Below are 16,092 nucleotides of genomic sequence, written 5' to 3'. Positions count from 1 at the left end.
GCATCCGGCAGCACGGGTCACGTCCGTGGTCCGGGGATGCGGGGGCGGGTTTCCTCACGCCCTCGGGTGCCGCGTCCGGCCTGGGCGGTCCGATGCCCCGCAGCATCTCTCTGGTGCTGCGGGGGCGGTGCCGTCCGTCGCCGGATGCGGTGCCCGAGGGCGCGTCGCCCGATCGCGACGCTCGCTGCGTCGTGTCGGGTGGTCTTCCTGGTCTTGCTGGTGAGGGACTTCTGCCAGTGCTGGGCGCCCCACATGGAGGTGTAGGCCGGGTCGACGGCGACGATCGTGATCCCCAGCTCAGCGGCCATGGACACGAGCCGGGCCCGCAGCCTGGAGACGGGCATGCCGGAGATCAGCTTGCGGAACCGCTTGCGGCGGCCATGCTTCTCGCGGGTCTTCTCCGCCTGGAAGTCGAGATCTTCGATCGCGATGCTCAGGCCGCGCTGTGCGGCCCAGTGCAGGAGACGGGTGAGGGCGTGCCGGACCTGGGCGTCCCGGTGCTGGGCGTTGCCGGACAGGTCGTAGAGGAAGCGGCGGGGCTCGCCGCACGGGTTGCCGTGGGCGTCGAGCCGCCACGCGGCGAGGTGATCGGTGTTGGTGTCCACGCCGATCAGGCCGCCGCTGCGGGCCTGGGCGAGGGACACGGTCAGAGCCGGCGGGATCGTCCATGACGCGGTCAGGTACCAGCGTCCGCGCTCGACGTCGTCATGGATGCGGTAGGCCACGGCCCGGTTCGCCCAGACGCGGTCGGCCCACTCATCGCCTCGGTGGTGGAAGGCCACGGCGCCGGCGAGGACGTACCGGCCGTGTTTCGCGTTGGCCAGGTGGGCGAGCGGGGCGGGCAGCTTGAGGGAGACTTCGCCGTCCGGCGTGACGCGGATCGTCTCGTTCCCGCATCTCTTGCCGGACTCGCCGTCAGCGGCCAGGAACCAGCGCTCCGCCTCCCACCGCTCACGCCAGGAGGCCTCGGTCAGCCCGGCGGCCTCCACGTTGTGCCGGGTGTTGAGCAGGTCTCTACCGCCCCGTGCCACCCGGACGCGTCCGGCTTCGCGGTCGGCCCGCTCACGGATCAGCCGCTCCTCGAGCAGGTGCAGCCGCCGCGTCTTGGCGAACCACTCCTGACGGGTGCGGTAGCCGCCCGGCGTCCACTTGCCGCCCTTCTCACCCACCGGCAGGGACAGCCGGTGAGCGATCGTCCGCACACCGGCCTCAAGGGACTGGATGTGCGCGAACTGGGCACGGCGGGAGAGCGCCCACTGGTCATGCGTGGCCTTCGTGATGCTTCCGGCCCACCGCGACGACGACTCCTGCGTCAAGGATCGCTTGCGCCTTGCCCACGTGTCCGTGGAGTGGTCCAGGCCATCAGCGCACCGTCGCTTGAGGTCCTTCGATGCCAGCGAGCCGAGATGCGCGCCCACTGCGCGCAAGACCTTCTCGTCCTCGGCGGTCAGGTGCTTGAGGCGGGTACGGATGGCTACGCCGGACGGCCCGAGGGCGACGAACGGCGGATCGATGGTCCGCAGCGGCTTACGCTGGTCAGCCATGCCGGGCCGCCTCCAGCGCCTTGCGGGCACGGTTCTTCGCCGACCGGCGCCCGTACAGGCGGGCGCAGAAGGAGGTCAGCACCTCCACCATGTCGCGCACCAGGTCGTCTTCCACCTCGCCGTCATCGAGCACGACCAGGCGGCGCCCGGTTGCGGACAAGGCCGCCTCGACGAGTTCGACGTTCATCCGGCCAAGCCGGTCCTTGTGCTCGACCACCACCGTGGACACGGCCGGATCGGCAAGCAGCCGTTTCGCCTTCGAACGGGCCCCGTTCATGCCGGACGCGGTTTCGGACTCAACCCGCACTACACGGCCGCCTGCGTGGGCCGCCCACCGGGTCAGCCGGACGACCTGCCGCTCAAGATCTGCTTTCTGGTCGTGGGAGGAGACGCGGGCATACAGACCCAGTCCGCCGACCGCTTCCGGTGCGGCGTTCACCTCCACGTTCACCAGGATCGTGCGCGGGCCGACCCGCTGAGCCGGTACCGGCAGCGTCCCCTCACGGAACCAGCGATACGCGGTCTGCGGATGCACGCCCTGCATCCTCGCCCATTCCGTGAGATTCATGCACTGACAACGACACTCGCTCATACATGGTTACGCTCACTTACCCGACTTCGATGGCCAGCAGTTGAAAACCCCTACTGGTCGCACCGGGCCTGCTCTCCTCGGCAACGCGCGAGACCTGGCTCGCTGCGTCCCAGGACCACCCTGGGCACACACACGCGTGTGTGTGCCCAGATGCCGGACGTCTCCGTGTCAGCCGCGTGCCCCCAGCAGGTGGTCCATCGCGAGCTGGTCGAGCCGCTCGAAGGCCATCCCCCGAGCGGCGGCCGCCTCGACGTCGAAGTCCTCGAAGGCCGAGCGGTCAGCCAGCAGCGCCTCGAGGCCGTCCGCCGCCGTGGGCTGCGCCAGCTCGTCGAGCCGGGAAGCGCGCAGTGCCTCCTGGACCTCCGGGTCGGCCCGGAAGGCGGCCGAACGCTCCTTGAGGATGAGGTAGTTGCGCATGCAGCCGGCGGCAGAGGCCCACACGCCGTCCAGGTCCTCGGTCCGCGGCGGCTTGAAGTCGAAGTGGCGCGGGCCCTCGTAGCCGGCGCTCTCCAGCAGGTCGACCAGCCAGAAGGCGGCGCGCAGGTCACCGGCGCCGAAGCGCAGGTCCTGGTCGTACTTGATGCCGGACTGGCCGTTGAGGTCGATGTGGAAGAGCTTGTCCGCCCACAGCGCCTGAGCGATGCCGTGCGGGAAGTTGAGCCCGGCCATCTGCTCGTGGCCGACCTCGGGGTTGACGCCGTACAGCTCCGGGCGCTCCAGGCGCTCGATGAACGCGAGCGCGTGGCCGACGGTGGGGAGCAGGATGTCGCCGCGCGGCTCGTTCGGCTTGGGCTCGATGGCGAAGCGGATGTCGTAGCCCTGGGAGGTGACGTACTCGCCGAGGAGGTCGAAGGCCTCCTTCATGCGGTCCAGCGCTGCCCGCACGTCCTTGGCCGCGCCGGACTCGGCGCCCTCGCGGCCGCCCCAGGCCACGTACGTCTTCGCACCGAGTTCGACGGCCAGATCGATGTTGCGGATCGTCTTGCGCAGCGCGTAGCGGCGCACGTCGCGGTCGTTGGCCGTGAACGCGCCGTCCTTGAAGACGGGGTGGGTGAAGAGGTTCGTGGTGGCCATCGGCACGGTCATGCCGGTCGCGTCGAGCGCCTGCCGGAAGCGCTTGATGTGCGACTCGCGCTCGGTCTCGGAGGCGCCGAAGGGGATCAGGTCGTCGTCGTGGAAGGTCACGCCGTGTGCGCCGAGTCCGGCCAGGCGCTGCACCGTCTCGACCGGGTCGAGGGCACGGCGCGTGGCGTCGCCGAACGGGTCCCGTCCCTGCCAGCCGACGGTCCACAGGCCGAAGGTGAACCTGTCCTCGGGGGTGGGCTGGTAGCTCATGCCGCGGCTCCTTGCTCGCTTGCGACTATTTCGTCATGGCGATTTACAAATTAGTATGCCGACGCGTCCCTGGGAAGGGAACAAGGGCCCCGACCGGGACGGCACCCGCGTCGCCGGGCCGCGTACACCAAAAGAACTGCAGGTCAGATCCCGCGAGCCGCGGAAAGAGGGAGAGCCGATGTCAGCAGCCGAGGGTCCGCTCGTCGTCGGTGTGGACTCGTCCACGCAGTCCACCAAGGTGCTCGTCGTCGACGCGGCCACCGGGCAGGTCGTGGCGAGCGGGCAGGCGCCGCACACCGTTTCGTCCGGCGACGGCCGCGAGAGCGACCCGCGCCAATGGTGGAACGCCCTGTGCGCGGCGCTCCAGCAGTGCGGGGAGGCGGCCCACGAGGCGGCCGCCGTGTCGATCGCCGGCCAGCAGCACGGACTCGTGACCCTGGACGCGCAGGGCGTCCCGGTGCGGCCCGCCCTGCTGTGGAACGACGTGCGCTCGGCGCCGCAGGCCCACCGTCTCGTCGAGGAACTGGGCGGCCCCAAGGCCTGGGCGGAGCGCACGGGCAGCGTGCCGGGGGCCTCCTTCACGGTCACGAAGTGGGCCTGGCTCGCCGAGCACGAGCCGGAGGCGGCGCGGTCGACGGCGGCGGTGCGCCTGCCGCACGACTACCTCACGCAGCGCCTGACGGGCGAGGGCACGACGGACCGGGGTGACGCCTCGGGTACGGGCTGGTGGGCGTCCACGACCGAGGCGTACGACGAGGAGACCCTGGCCCATGTGCGGCTCGATCCGGCGCTGCTGCCCCGGGTGGTGCGTCCGGGCGAGGTGGCGGGGACCGTGCGCGACAGCCATGACCTGCCGTTCTCCAAGGGAACGCTCGTGGCGGCCGGCACCGGTGACAACGCCGCCGCCGCGCTGGGCCTCGGGCTGCGGCCGGGCACACCGGTGCTGAGTCTCGGCACCTCCGGCACGGTGTACGCGGTGTCCCGCCACCGGTCGGCCGACCCGACGGGCACGGTGGCCGGTTTCGCCGACGCGCGCGGTGACTGGCTGCCGCTGGCCTGCACCCTCAACTGCACGCTCGCCGTCGACCGGGTCGCCGCTCTGCTCGGCCGGGACCGCGAGGCCGTGGAACCCGGTACGTCCGTCACACTGCTCCCCTACCTGGACGGTGAACGGACCCCGAACCTGCCGAACGCCTCCGGGCTGCTGCACGGGCTGCGCCACGACACCACGCCCGGACAGTTGCTGCAGGCCGCCTACGACGGCGCCGTACACGCCCTGCTCGGCGCGCTGGACCTGGTGCTGGACCAGGACGCCGACCGCACCACCCCGCTGCTGCTGATCGGCGGCGGCGCCCGGGGCACGGCCTGGCAGCAGACCGTGCGGCGCCTGTCCGGGCGGCCGGTGCAGATCCCCGAGGCCCGAGAGCTGGTCGCGCTGGGCGCCGCCGCCCAGGCCGCGGGGCTGCTCACCGGTGAGGATCCGGCCGCGGTCGCCCGCCGCTGGCGCACGGCCGACGGCCCGGTGCTCGAGGCGGTGGAGCGGGACGAGGCGACCTTGAACAGGATCTCCGGGGTACTCTCCGATGCGGCACCGCTGCTGGAGCACGGGACGCGGACCTCCTGACGGACACCGGCGGGCGCCCGGCCGTCCCGCGGCCGTCCGCCCCCACCGCACCGTTCGGCGCAGAACGCCGGCGGACACCGACCAAGACACCGAGGACGACGGAGGCATGACCGCACCGCTGCACGAGACCCACTCCGCCGGTCCGGGACGCAGACTGCCCGACACCCAGCAGGGCATGCGCCGTCGCAACCTCGCCCGGGTCATGCACACCGTCCGCGCCGAGGGGCCGCTGTCGCGGGCGGCGGTCGCCTCACGAATCGGACTGACCCGTGCCGCGGTGTCGACTCTCGTCGACGAACTCGTCCGGACCGGACTTCTGGAAGAGCTGGGACCCGAGCGGCCCGGCCGGGTGGGCCGCCCCGGTTCGGCGCTGGCCGTCAGCGGGCACGGCCCCGCCGGGGTCGGCGCGGAGGTCGGGGTCGACCACCTCGCGGCCTGCGTGGTCGACCTGCGCGGCCAGGTGCGGGCGCGGGCGGTACACCGTGGAACGAACCGGGGCCGCTCCCCCGAACCGGTGGCACGGGAACTCACCGCGCTGATACGCCAGGTCGTCGCCGAGGCGGAGCGGCAGGACCTGTGGGCCGCGGGGCTCTCGGTCGCGGTGCCGGGACTGATCGCACGGGACGGTCGTACGGTCGTGCGTGCCCCCAACCTCGACTGGAACGACACCGACCTCGGTGCCCTGCTGCCGCCCGGGCTGCCACTGACGGTGGACAACGAGGCGAACTTCGGCGGACTCGCGGAACTCTGGCTCGGCGAGGACACGCCGCGTGACTTCCTGCACGTATCGGCGGAGATCGGCATCGGTGCCGCCGTGGTGGTCGACGGGCGGCTGCTGCGCGGAACGCGCGGTTTCGCGGGCGAGCTGGGGCATGTGCCGGTAGAGCCGGACGGGCCCGCGTGCCCGTGCGGCGGGCGCGGCTGCCTGGAGCAGTACGCGGGAGAGGAAGCCGTGCTGCGGGCGGCCGGCCTGGAGCCGGGCGAAGGCCGGGTCGGACTGCTGGCGACCCGCGCCGCCGCGGGCGACGAGGAAGTACGTCGGGCCCTGCGGGATGCCGGCAAGGCACTGGGCGTCGCGCTGACCGGGGCCGTCAACCTGCTCGACCCCCGGAGCGTGGTGCTGGGCGGTGCCCTGTCCGCACTCGCACCCTGGCTCCTGCCTTCCCTGCAGGCCGAGTTGGCCAGCCGGACCGCGGGGGCCGCCTGTCCGGTGTCGGTGTCCCGACTGGGCCCCGAGGGTCCGCTGCTGGGCGCCGCGCACGCGGTCGTGCGGTCCGTCCTCGACGACCCGGCGTCAGTGGCCGAACACGCCTGATCTCAGGCCCACTTCACCCGATCGAGTGGCGGAGTTCTCCACAATTCCGCAGGAGTCCACCGAGCCCCGCCAGGCTCTTCTGCCCAACCCGCGCGCCCCGTACCGTGATTCACGCAAGGTGCCGCCGTCGAGTCGGATCGCCGGCGGATCTCGGGTGTCGAAGGGGTTCTCATGACGGGAGAAACACCGGCTGTCCCGGACAGGCACGTCAGGCCCACCGGCTCGACCCGTCGGGCGGTTGACGCGTTCCGAATATCCCGGCTCGACCCGGTGAAGTGACTCGCGCCTGACCGCCGTTCGGTCGTTCGGTCGTTCGGTCGTTCGGTCGGCCACCGGTCGGCCACCCGGGCCGCCGAGTTCCCGTTGACCGATCCGTGTGACACCGACTCCGCGTGCGTGGCCACGCTCCACGAGGAGCGGCCGTCGGTGAGCGAAACTCGCCGCGGACCGCACGAACTCCCCACCCACCGACCGGGCCACCTGCTCCTCATGGACGGCCAAGAGGCCTGCCGCCCCTCCCCACCACATTCGCACGCCACTCCCCCCACACACAACAGAAGGGCCACCGCCCATGGACCGAGCACGACCGCTCCTCCCCAGCCGACGCCATCTGCTCAAGGGTGCCGCCCTGGCCGTCGTCCCCTACGCGTTACTCCCCGTCACGCGTGTCGACGCGCGGCCCCAGGCAGTCGACTACCCGGAGGCCGAGTGGCAGCCGGCGAGCAGCTCCAACTACACGGCGTCCAGCCGGCCCACGAGCTACTCGGTGGACCGGGTGGTCATCCATGTCACCCAGGAGACGTACGCCAGCACCCTGGCGATCTTCCAGAACCCGAAGAAGCAGGTGTCCGCGCACTATGTCGTCCGGTCCGCCGACGGACACGTCGCGCAGTGCGTCCGCGAGTCGGACGTCGCCTGGCACGCCGGGAACTGGGACTACAACACCCGCAGCATCGGCATCGAGCACGAGGGATGGGTGGACAAACCCGCCTACTTCACCAACGCCCTGTACGAGGAGTCGGCCAGGCTCACCGCGGCGATCTGCGACAGATACCGCATCCCCAAGGACCGCGCGCACATCATCGGGCACTATGAGGTACCGGGCACGGACCATACCGATCCCGGGCCCGACTGGGACTGGGTGCGCTACATCAGACTTGTGAACTTCGCCTGACAGCGAGCGCGGGCGAAAAGGTTGTCGGGGCGCGCACCGGGAGTGACGATGTCCCCAGCCGCATCGCCGTCCGGGGAGGCCGCATTGACCGATCCGTGGGTGGCCCTGGAACCGGGAGCCGACCCTTCCGAGCGTGTTCGCGCCTTGCGCCGGGCGCATGAGACGTTCACCGCGGTGGGCACCGTGCCGCGCCCGGTGCGTCCGGTGGTGGCCGACTCATGGCGGCGTTCCGCGCGGGCGGGTGTCGGGCCGGACGGCACCGCGAGCGTGGAACTCGGCGACAGTGACCTCGGCACCTACCGGGCGGAGCATCCGCTTGCGCTGGTGATGCCGCTGTTCCGGGAGCTGCTGGGCACGTACGCCGCAGACGGCGAGCATCTGCTCGCAGTGTGCGACGCGCACGGCAGGCTTCTGTGGGTGGAGGGGCATCCGGGGACGCGACGCAAGGCGGACCGGATGAACTTCGTGCCGGGCGCGCGCTGGTCGGAGACCGCGGTCGGAACGAACGCGCCGGGCACGGCGGTCGCTCTGGACCGCCCGGTGCAGGTGTTCGCGGCCGAGCACTTCATCCGGCGCGTCCAGCCCTGGACGTGCGCGGCGGCCCCGGTGCACGATCCGCGCACGGGACAGGTGCTCGGCGCGGTGGACATCACCGGTGGGCACGGGCTCGCGCACCCGCACAGCCTCGGTTTCGTGCGGGCGGTGGCGCGGGCCGCCGAGTCCGAGCTGGCGCTGCTCGCCCCATGCCGGCCCGCCACCGACGCGGCCGAGTTGACCGCCCTCGGCCGGGACGAGGCCCGGCTCGTGGTCGGCGGCCGCCGTATCCGGCTGAGCCGCCGGCACAGCGAGATCATGGTGCTGCTGGCCCGTCATCCGGAGGGCCTGACCGGGGACCGGTTGCTGTGCGCGCTGTACGAGGACGAGTCGGTGACGCCGGTGACGCTGCGGGCCGAACTGGCCCGGCTGCGCAGGGTGCTCGGTGCGGGGGTGCTCGCCTCGCGACCGTACCGGCTGACCGTTCCGGTCGGCTCGGACGCGGCGGCCGTCCAGCACCGGTTGGAGACAGGGGCGGTCGCGGCGGCCGCCGCCGCGTACTCCGGTCCACTGCTGCCCGGCTCACAGGCTCCGGCGGTGGTGCGGCTGCGGCAGCGTCTCGCCGACGCAATGCGGAGCGCGCTGATCGCCCGTCGCGACCCCGACCTGCTGGCCGACTGGGCGCACGCCCCGTGGGGCGAGGACGACCTGGACGTGTGGCGGGCCCTCGTCGCCGCAGTGCCGACCACGACGGCCCGGGCCCGGCTCGCCGCGCTCGAGGCGGAGTTGGCGGCGCCGCCCGGCTGGCACGGTCCGGCACCCCGCTGACCGCTTCGGGTCCGCCACCGCGCATCGGTGGCCCGTGCCGCAACGTCCTTGCAACGTCGGCGTGTCTAGCCTCGCGCCGAGAGCTGCCCAACGGCGGGCAGCGCTGCTGAGGGAGGCATACCAGAATGACCCGTTACACGGCGCCCGGCACCGACGGCGCGATCGTCTCCTACCAGGCGCGCTACGACCACTTCATCGGCGGCGAGTACGTGCCGCCGGCCCGCGGTCAGTACTTCGAGAACCCCTCGCCGGTGAACGGGCAGCCTTTCACGGAGGTCGCGCGCGGAACGGCGGAGGACGTCGAGCGGGCGCTGGACGCGGCGCACGCGGCCGCCCCGGGCTGGGGGCGCGCCTCCGTGACCGAACGCTCCGACATCCTGCTGAAGATCGCCGACCGCATGGAGGCCAACCTCGAATCCCTGGCGGTCGCCGAGAGTTGGGAGAACGGCAAGCCGGTCCGCGAGACGCTGGCGGCCGACATCCCACTGGCCATCGACCACTTCCGCTACTTCGCGGGCGCGATCAGGGCGCAGGAGGGATCGCTCGGGGAGATCGACAACGACACGGTGGCGTACCACTTCCACGAGCCGCTCGGGGTGGTCGCGCAGATCATCCCGTGGAACTTCCCGATCCTCATGGCGACCTGGAAGCTGGCGCCCGCGCTCGCCGCGGGCAACGCGGTGGTGCTCAAGCCGGCCGAGCAGACCCCGGCCTCGATCCACTACTGGCTGAGCCTCGTCTCCGACCTGCTGCCGCCCGGGGTGCTGAACATAGTCAACGGCTTCGGCGTGGAGGCGGGCAAGCCGCTCGCCTCCAGCCCGCGAGTGGCGAAGGTGGCGTTCACGGGCGAGACGACGACGGGGCGGCTGATCATGCAGTACGCCGCCGAGAACATCAAGCCGGTCACGCTGGAGCTCGGCGGCAAGTCGCCGAACATCTTCTTCGACGACGTCTGGGCGGCGGACGACGACTTCCGTGACAAGGCGCTCGAGGGCTTCACGATGTTCGCGCTCAACCAGGGCGAGGTGTGCACCTGCCCGTCACGGGCGCTGATCCAGCGCGGTCACTACGCCGAGTTCGTCGAGGCGGCGGTCGCCCGCACCAAACTCATCACGACGGGCCACCCCCTCGACACGGAGACCATGATCGGGGCTCAGGCCTCGAACGACCAGCTGGAGAAGATCCTCTCCTACCTGGACATCGGGCGGCAGGAGGGTGCGCGCGTCCTGATCGGCGGGGAACGCATCGAGCACGAGGGCGAGTTGAAGGGCGGCTACTACGTCCAGCCGACCATCTTCGAGGGCGACAACCGGATGCGGATCTTCCAGGAGGAGATCTTCGGCCCGGTGGTCTCGGTGACGTCCTTCGACGACTTCGACGACGCGATCAAGATCGCGAACGACACGCTGTACGGCCTCGGCGCGGGTGTGTGGACCCGGGACACCGGCACCGCCTACCGCGCGGGCCGCGCCATCCAGGCGGGCCGCGTCTGGACCAACTGCTACCACGCCTACCCCGCGCACTCCGCCTTCGGCGGTTACAAGCAGTCCGGAATCGGCCGTGAGACCCACAAGATGATGCTGGACCACTACCAGCAGACGAAGAACCTCCTGGTGTCGTACTCCCCGAAGAAGCTCGGCTTCTTCTAGGCACACGAAAAGGGCGCCAGACAAGGGCGGATACCCGTCAGGCGCCCTTCTCGGCGCACACCTGAGCAGCGAGCCGAAATGCCGCCTTACTCCCGATATGGTGGTCGGCCAGCACTGCTGCGACACGCCCTTGGGGCCGCTTTCCCGTGGCGGACCATCGACGGCGCCGAGTGTTCCGGCTACTGGCCGGCGGGGACCGCCGCCTGCTATGTCAATGCCGACATAGCCAACGCCGTCGTGCGCTATGTGTCGGACGCAACTGCATGCCGCGGGCGGAGTGCTCCTCGGGCTGCAACGGGGATTCCGGTGCCGCGGCGGCCCGGGGATCGCCGCTGATATTGGGCACGGGCTCATTGGCGACGAGTTCCGACTGGATGACGAGTTGGGCCTCGTCGTCCAGCGGCTGCACCTCGTAAGCGATCGCGGCGATGGCACGGCGGCCAGGGCTGCTGGGACGCAGGCGGAGAGGGATGAGTCGCGGACGGTCAGCGGCTCGCAGTAGGCGAAGTTGCGTGCCTTCTGTTCCTGGTCGCGGCCACGGATGGGCTGCCAGCGGCATCACAATTCCGCCTTCCGCCCGTCTCCGCTCACACTTCAAGACCATCCGAGCCCTGTCCGCGGGACCTGCTTCCCCCGCGCATCGCCTGCTCCGGTCAGCCCGTGTGACGGCCATGAACGGCTCGGCCGACAGCTGAGGCCACCCGCCGGACGGCAGCCCAGCCCGGCGGCCGCCCGGCGGGTGCGGCGCCCGGCCGATGGTGGGGAACCCGTACCCGCAGCGTCCGGGGACTGATCCGGCACCGCACGGGAGTCGGCAGGGTGACGGCTTCGCCGTCCAGCCCAACGGGGACGACCGGGACGTCGGCGTGGACGACAACGTCATCGGGTGTGGCGAGACGGGTCAGGCCGTGCGTCTGCCCGCTGCGCAGCCGGGCGGCCGTCTCGGCGGGCGCCTCCGCCCTGGCGGCAAGGACTCCCAGGAGCCCGGAGTCCAGCTGCGCACGCCTGTCCAGCCCGGCCGGGTCGTCGACCTGATAGGGGTTGTTGCTCACCAGCACGGCATCCGGCCCCTCCACGGTGATCAGCCCGGTGCGCACCACCAGCTCCGGACCCTCGTGGCGTGCCAGGAATTCCGGGAGGATCCGCACTGTGGTGCCGATCTTGTCCTCCCGATAGGCCGGGTCCTGCACCAGGGCGGCGTACGCACCGAACGACACGTTGTTGACGAACACCCGCTCGCCGGCGAACCCGAGATCCACGTGCAGCTCGACGCCGTCCGTAAGGGCCTCCAGCGCGGCGGAGGGGTCTGCACGGTCCAGGCCGAGGTCCATCGCGAAGTGGTTTCGGGTACCGGCCGGAATGATCACGAAAGGAACACCGCTCTCCGCGGCCACCCCGGCGACAAGTGCCTGCGTACCGTCTCCGCCGGCCACTCCCAGCAGATCCGCACCCTCATCCACCGCGCGTCGGGCGACAGCCACGAGGTCCTGGGGCCGGGAAGGATCGAGCAGGAAAACCTCAGCCCCCAACGCACGGGCCTTCTCCGCGATCCGGAACCGGCTCGCCTTCCCTCCCCCCGAACGCGGATTCACGATCAAGTACGGCCGCCGCGCAGCAGCCACCGGTCGGGGCGCGTTCCCGGTCATGGCAAGAGCCGACAGGCCTCGGTCGCCGGCCAGGCACGCGCCACCGGCAGAGCCGCCGTCACCACGCCCGCTGCGGGCCGTACCGTCCACCACCGACCCGGTCCGGCGATCACCCCAGGGACCCTCTCCACGGCATTTCCTCCCACAGCCACGGCCTACGGCACCAGCTTGCAGCTCAGCCCGGGCATACGCACGCCGTGACCGCAAGCAGCCGACTCGCCGCCGCCGTCTCGGTCCACCGCGTCCGGCCGGCGCGGCCGTGAGCGCATGCCCGGCCCGTCGGTTCGCCCTGCTCCTTCTTCCTTCGCCGGGTTCGCCCCTCGTCACCCATTAGATGCATCACGCCCGCTCGCGGTTCTCTCTTCCGTGGAGTCCGGTTGACGCGTTGAGCCGGCCTGAGCTGCGGAACGGCGGTGCGGTCCCTCAGCGGCCTCGTCCGTCGGCAGTGCGTCGGTTGCCTCGGGTTCGGGCGTTCCGATCAGGTTGATGTCTTCGGCTGAGGCTTGCCGCCCTCGGCGCGCAGTTGCTCGTTGATGCGCTGCGCCTCTTCGAGCTGGTCTTCGAGAATGACGATGCGGCAGGCGGCCTCTATGGCGGTGCCCTGGTCGACGAGTTCGCGGGCGCGGGCGGCGATGCGCAGCTGGTACCGGGAGTAGCGGCGATGGCCGCCGTCGGAGCGCAGCGGGGTGATCAGGCGGTGTTCACCGAGGGCGCGGAGGAAGGCAGGGGTGGTGCCGAGCATCTCGGCGGCCCGGCCCATGGTGTAGGCGGGGTAGTCGTCATCGTCGAGAGGTTCGATGGGACGGGAACCGGCAGGCGGCATAGACCTCTTCTTTCGGGGACGCGTCGGGGGGCCCGGGTGCCAGTACGGCACCCGGGCCCCGAGCTTTCAACACCATCTACCGGCGCTCTGCGCCGGCCTTCTTTTTCCGCAGCCGCCTGGGAGGGCGGGGTTGCGGGGATCGCGGATGCGTGACCGGGGACCACCTTCCAATCCGGGGCCTTGCGGTACCCGGGCGGACTGCTTGCTCGCCCGGGCGATCCTGATGGCGTTCTGCTCCTTACCTTTCGATTACGCGGATACCGCGGGTGCTGCTCACGGCCCCGCTGGGGCCGTGTCCTTCTGGTCTACCTGCACAGCAGTTCGTGCCTGCTGTGCCCACTTCGACTTCTGGGGTACGAAGACAACGCTAACCCTATGACGGCGGAATGTCTACTGCAGCCATGACAGTTTTTCTCCACGGAGTGTGCGTCTGCTTCTACCGCAGGAACACCAGGAAGTGTGCTCACTCGGATGGCGGTACCCGCTTCCCGTACAGCAGTCCTCAGTGGGACCGGCCGGCCGTGACCCCGCCGCCCGCTGACCGGCAACTGTCTGCGGACCACCATGTACTGATCATCGAGGCCGCGGACGAGGCACTGCGGGGCGCTGCCTCCCAATGGCGGCAGCTCTGCAGGGTCCTGCTGCGGGCCGGGAAGCGATGGTCCTACGCGCAGAAGCCTGAGGGCATCGGTCTCGGCAGGTTCGTAGTGGTCATGTCGTCCGACACCGCATCCGGCCAGGGTGGTCAGGCCGCGCAGGCCCAGTGAGCCGACGGTGAAGGTGAACAAGCCGGGAAGGATGAGGATCAACCGGGGTGGGCGGGCAGGGTTGCGGTCCAGGGGCACAGAAAAAGGGCGCCTGACCAGGACAGATGCCCGTCAGGCGCCCTTCTCGGCGCAGCGGACAGGCCCCCATCGGGTGCAACTCCAAAGCGTCGGATGCATCTCGTACACAGCGCCGTCGTCCGTCCACCCCTTACCGGCCGTAACGACACCGCCCTTCAGGTTCAGAAGGCCCCATCCACTCACCGGCAGACGGCATTGAGATTTCTGCAGGTGGATGACCTCAGCTGGACGCATGGCGGCTAATACATGCAGCCGAAGAACGCATACAGGTGAGGGCCACGACCAGGTAGGGCCCTGGCGGTGCCGAGCAGTCGGGTGACCTGAGCCGGGTTGGGTACGCAGTCGGGGTCGACTTCGTCAGCGACTTCCAGCACTGTCCAGCGAAGACCGTTCAGCGGGTTCTGTGCGAAGTACCCTCGTTGGACAGCTGCATCCAACCCGCTTCTCAGGCCGGAAAGTTTGGCTGACAACGTGGTGAAGCCCCTGGTAGATGGGTTTTCGACCAAGAGAACCGTCTCCACCAGAGGCTTCACGTGCTTGTTTACCCGTCGGGCGTCGACGCGCCCAGCTCAGCCCTCCGCTTCCCCACGCAGTAGTTGCGGCGGCATCGCCGTGCGATCGGTTCCCGTTGGCGGCGCCTGAGCGCCGGCCGACAGGCTCTGCTGACGCTCGCCCATCTGCGGGTGGGACACACGTATGCCCAGCTCGCGGCGGGGTTCGGCGTCGGAACCACGACGACCTACCGCTATGTCACCGAGGCTGTCGAGCTCCTGGCCGCTCTCGCCCCCAGCCTGGCCGACGCGGTGCGGACCGCGTCGGCCAGGGCGTATCTGATCCTGGACAGCACGCTCCTGGCGATCGACCGCATTGCCGCGGACCGGCCGTTCTACTCGGGCATCAAACACAAGAAGCACGGGATGAACGTGCGGGTCATCGCAGACCCCTTCGGCCGGCTGCTGCGGGCCTCACCGGCCCTGCCCTGCGCCGTGCACGACGTCCGCGCGGCCCGTGAACACGGCATCATCGACGCCCTCGCCCAGGCCGGCATCAAGTGCTGGGGAGACAAGGGTTACCGGAGTGCCGGCGGCACGGTCCGCATCCCGCGCTGGGGACGGTGGGAGGCCCTCTCCGCAGACCAGAAGGCGGTGAACCGGTCCCACGCAAAGATCCGGGCTCTGGTCGAGCAGGCCGTCGCCACCCTCGAATCCTGACGGCTCCTCCGTAAACTACGATGCTCGACCAACCGGATCGCCAGCCTCGTCCAGGCCGTCCTCACCCTTTATCTGACCAGCTCAGAGTGAAGTTGGAAAAGGCTCACTGAGCACCTCAATACGCTACGTATGCAGCGCACCTACGGGGGCAACCGGGACAATCAGGGGGATCGGCGTTCATCGGCGGGCAGACGAGGCCGACGGGCGACATCGCATAAACTTCTTACGCAATCGGTCCTTGAAAATTGACACCTCAAGTTCGGCTCAAATCGGATTACCGACGGTCTCCGTTGCGTGAGAGGGTTCACCTCAGCCCGGCAATTACAGCGTGCAACTAGTCTCTTCTCGAGGGGTACTTTCGTAATAAATGCTGTTCGTGTGGGCGCCAAGGCCGCGGCCGTTGCAGTGCTGACTCTTCCCATGCTCGGAAGCACCGCCTACGCCGCGCCGCAGGCTGACACCTCTGCGTCCGCGAGCCCCGTGCAGCAATAGTGGGGCTGCGACACCAACCCGACGACGACGCGTTTCAACACGTCCTACACGCCTGGGAACACGTCCGTCACCATCTACTACAACAACCACTGCCCCCACAGCGTGAAGTGGCGTGTGGAGTTCTTCGACACCAAGAACCAGCAGGCCACGTCTCGTCGTGTGTCACGACCGCTGCCGGTGCGCAGGGCAGCAAGAAGTTCGACATGAGCCTCTTTGACAACGTCGTAGGCGTCTACAAGTGCTGACACGCTTCAAAGAGAGAGTCACCACGCGCCGATCTGTGTAGCTTGATTTTGGCTCGCCCATTTTGGCATGAATGAAATGCACGGGGTCGGCGGCTTTCGCCAGGTGTGAATTTAGACCAGAATTCACACCTGGCGAAGTCACCTGTCCTTTTACTTAGAGGTTGTCTCACGTGGCAACTTTCGCGAGCTTTTTGCGGCAGCTCAGGGCAGTGCCCATGGCCAGGCTTCGGCGCTT

Annotated in this window: 11 protein-coding genes and 2 pseudogenes; 8 read left to right on the top strand and 5 right to left on the bottom strand. The window is 70.0% G+C overall.

Annotated elements, in window-relative coordinates:
- Positions 1-17 precede the first annotated feature (17 nt).
- The 3 genes from ACIOWN_RS21985 to xylA form a co-directional block, all read right to left on the bottom strand.
- Complete coding sequence (locus ACIOWN_RS21985) at positions 18-1,544, bottom strand: IS200/IS605 family accessory protein TnpB-related protein (RefSeq protein ID WP_401983155.1); 1,527 nt, start codon at positions 1,542-1,544, stop codon at positions 18-20.
- Complete coding sequence (locus ACIOWN_RS21980; protein WP_401983154.1) at positions 1,537-2,112, bottom strand: IS607 family transposase; 576 nt, start codon at positions 2,110-2,112, stop codon at positions 1,537-1,539. The genes ACIOWN_RS21985 and ACIOWN_RS21980 overlap by 8 nt, the downstream gene beginning before the upstream one ends.
- Positions 2,113-2,304: 192 nt before the next feature.
- A complete protein-coding gene (gene xylA, locus ACIOWN_RS21975) occupies positions 2,305-3,471 on the bottom strand; it encodes a xylose isomerase (protein ID WP_362356697.1) in 1,167 nt (388 codons plus the stop codon).
- A gap of 178 nt (positions 3,472-3,649) precedes the next feature.
- On the opposite strand from xylA, the gene xylB reads away from it, so the two are divergent.
- The 6 genes and pseudogenes from xylB to ACIOWN_RS21945 form a co-directional block, all read left to right on the top strand.
- Entirely contained in the window at positions 3,650-5,095 is a 1,446-nt protein-coding gene (xylB, locus tag ACIOWN_RS21970) for a xylulokinase (protein WP_362356695.1), read from the top strand.
- A gap of 106 nt (positions 5,096-5,201) precedes the next feature.
- On the top strand, positions 5,202-6,410 hold the full coding sequence (locus tag ACIOWN_RS21965) for an ROK family protein (protein WP_401983153.1): 1,209 nt from the start codon (positions 5,202-5,204) through the stop codon (positions 6,408-6,410).
- A 571-nt stretch (positions 6,411-6,981) separates the two neighbouring features.
- Positions 6,982-7,584 carry an N-acetylmuramoyl-L-alanine amidase gene (locus ACIOWN_RS21960; RefSeq protein WP_401983152.1) on the top strand — a complete coding sequence of 201 codons (603 nt, stop codon included), beginning with the start codon at positions 6,982-6,984 and terminating at the stop codon, positions 7,582-7,584.
- 48 nt (positions 7,585-7,632) lie between these two features.
- Positions 7,633-8,946: a GAF domain-containing protein gene (locus ACIOWN_RS21955; protein ID WP_362356689.1), complete on the top strand. Its 1,314-nt coding sequence runs from the start codon at positions 7,633-7,635 to the stop codon at positions 8,944-8,946.
- Positions 8,947-9,071: 125 nt separating this feature from the next.
- Positions 9,072-10,595: an aldehyde dehydrogenase family protein gene (locus ACIOWN_RS21950; RefSeq protein ID WP_362356687.1), complete on the top strand. Its 1,524-nt coding sequence runs from the start codon at positions 9,072-9,074 to the stop codon at positions 10,593-10,595.
- Between the two features lie 132 nt (positions 10,596-10,727).
- Positions 10,728-10,847 (top strand): annotated as a pseudogene (locus ACIOWN_RS21945) (hypothetical protein); the annotation flags it as partial.
- Positions 10,848-11,248: 401 nt separating this feature from the next.
- On the opposite strand, the gene ACIOWN_RS21940 reads toward ACIOWN_RS21945, so the two are convergent.
- Positions 11,249-12,241, bottom strand: a complete 993-nt coding sequence (locus tag ACIOWN_RS21940; RefSeq protein ID WP_401983151.1) for a diacylglycerol/lipid kinase family protein — start codon at positions 12,239-12,241, stop codon at positions 11,249-11,251.
- Positions 12,242-12,719: 478 nt separating this feature from the next.
- Complete coding sequence (locus ACIOWN_RS21935; RefSeq protein WP_362356683.1) at positions 12,720-13,064, bottom strand: MerR family transcriptional regulator; 345 nt, start codon at positions 13,062-13,064, stop codon at positions 12,720-12,722.
- Positions 13,065-13,465: 401 nt separating this feature from the next.
- Here ACIOWN_RS21935 and ACIOWN_RS21930 point away from each other — a divergent pair, with 401 nt between their 5' ends.
- On the top strand, positions 13,466-13,831 hold the full coding sequence (locus tag ACIOWN_RS21930) for a hypothetical protein (RefSeq protein WP_401983150.1): 366 nt from the start codon (positions 13,466-13,468) through the stop codon (positions 13,829-13,831).
- Positions 13,832-14,442: 611 nt separating this feature from the next.
- Positions 14,443-15,210: pseudogene (locus ACIOWN_RS21925) on the top strand (transposase family protein).
- Positions 15,211-16,092: the final 882 nt, after the last annotated feature.

It is taken from the genome of Streptomyces sp. NPDC087787, assembly GCF_044743035.1.
Classification (GTDB): Bacteria; Actinomycetota; Actinomycetes; order Streptomycetales; family Streptomycetaceae; genus Streptomyces.
The sequence above is the reverse complement of the archived record's forward strand: the minus strand, read 5'-3'. Positions and strand labels throughout refer to the sequence as shown.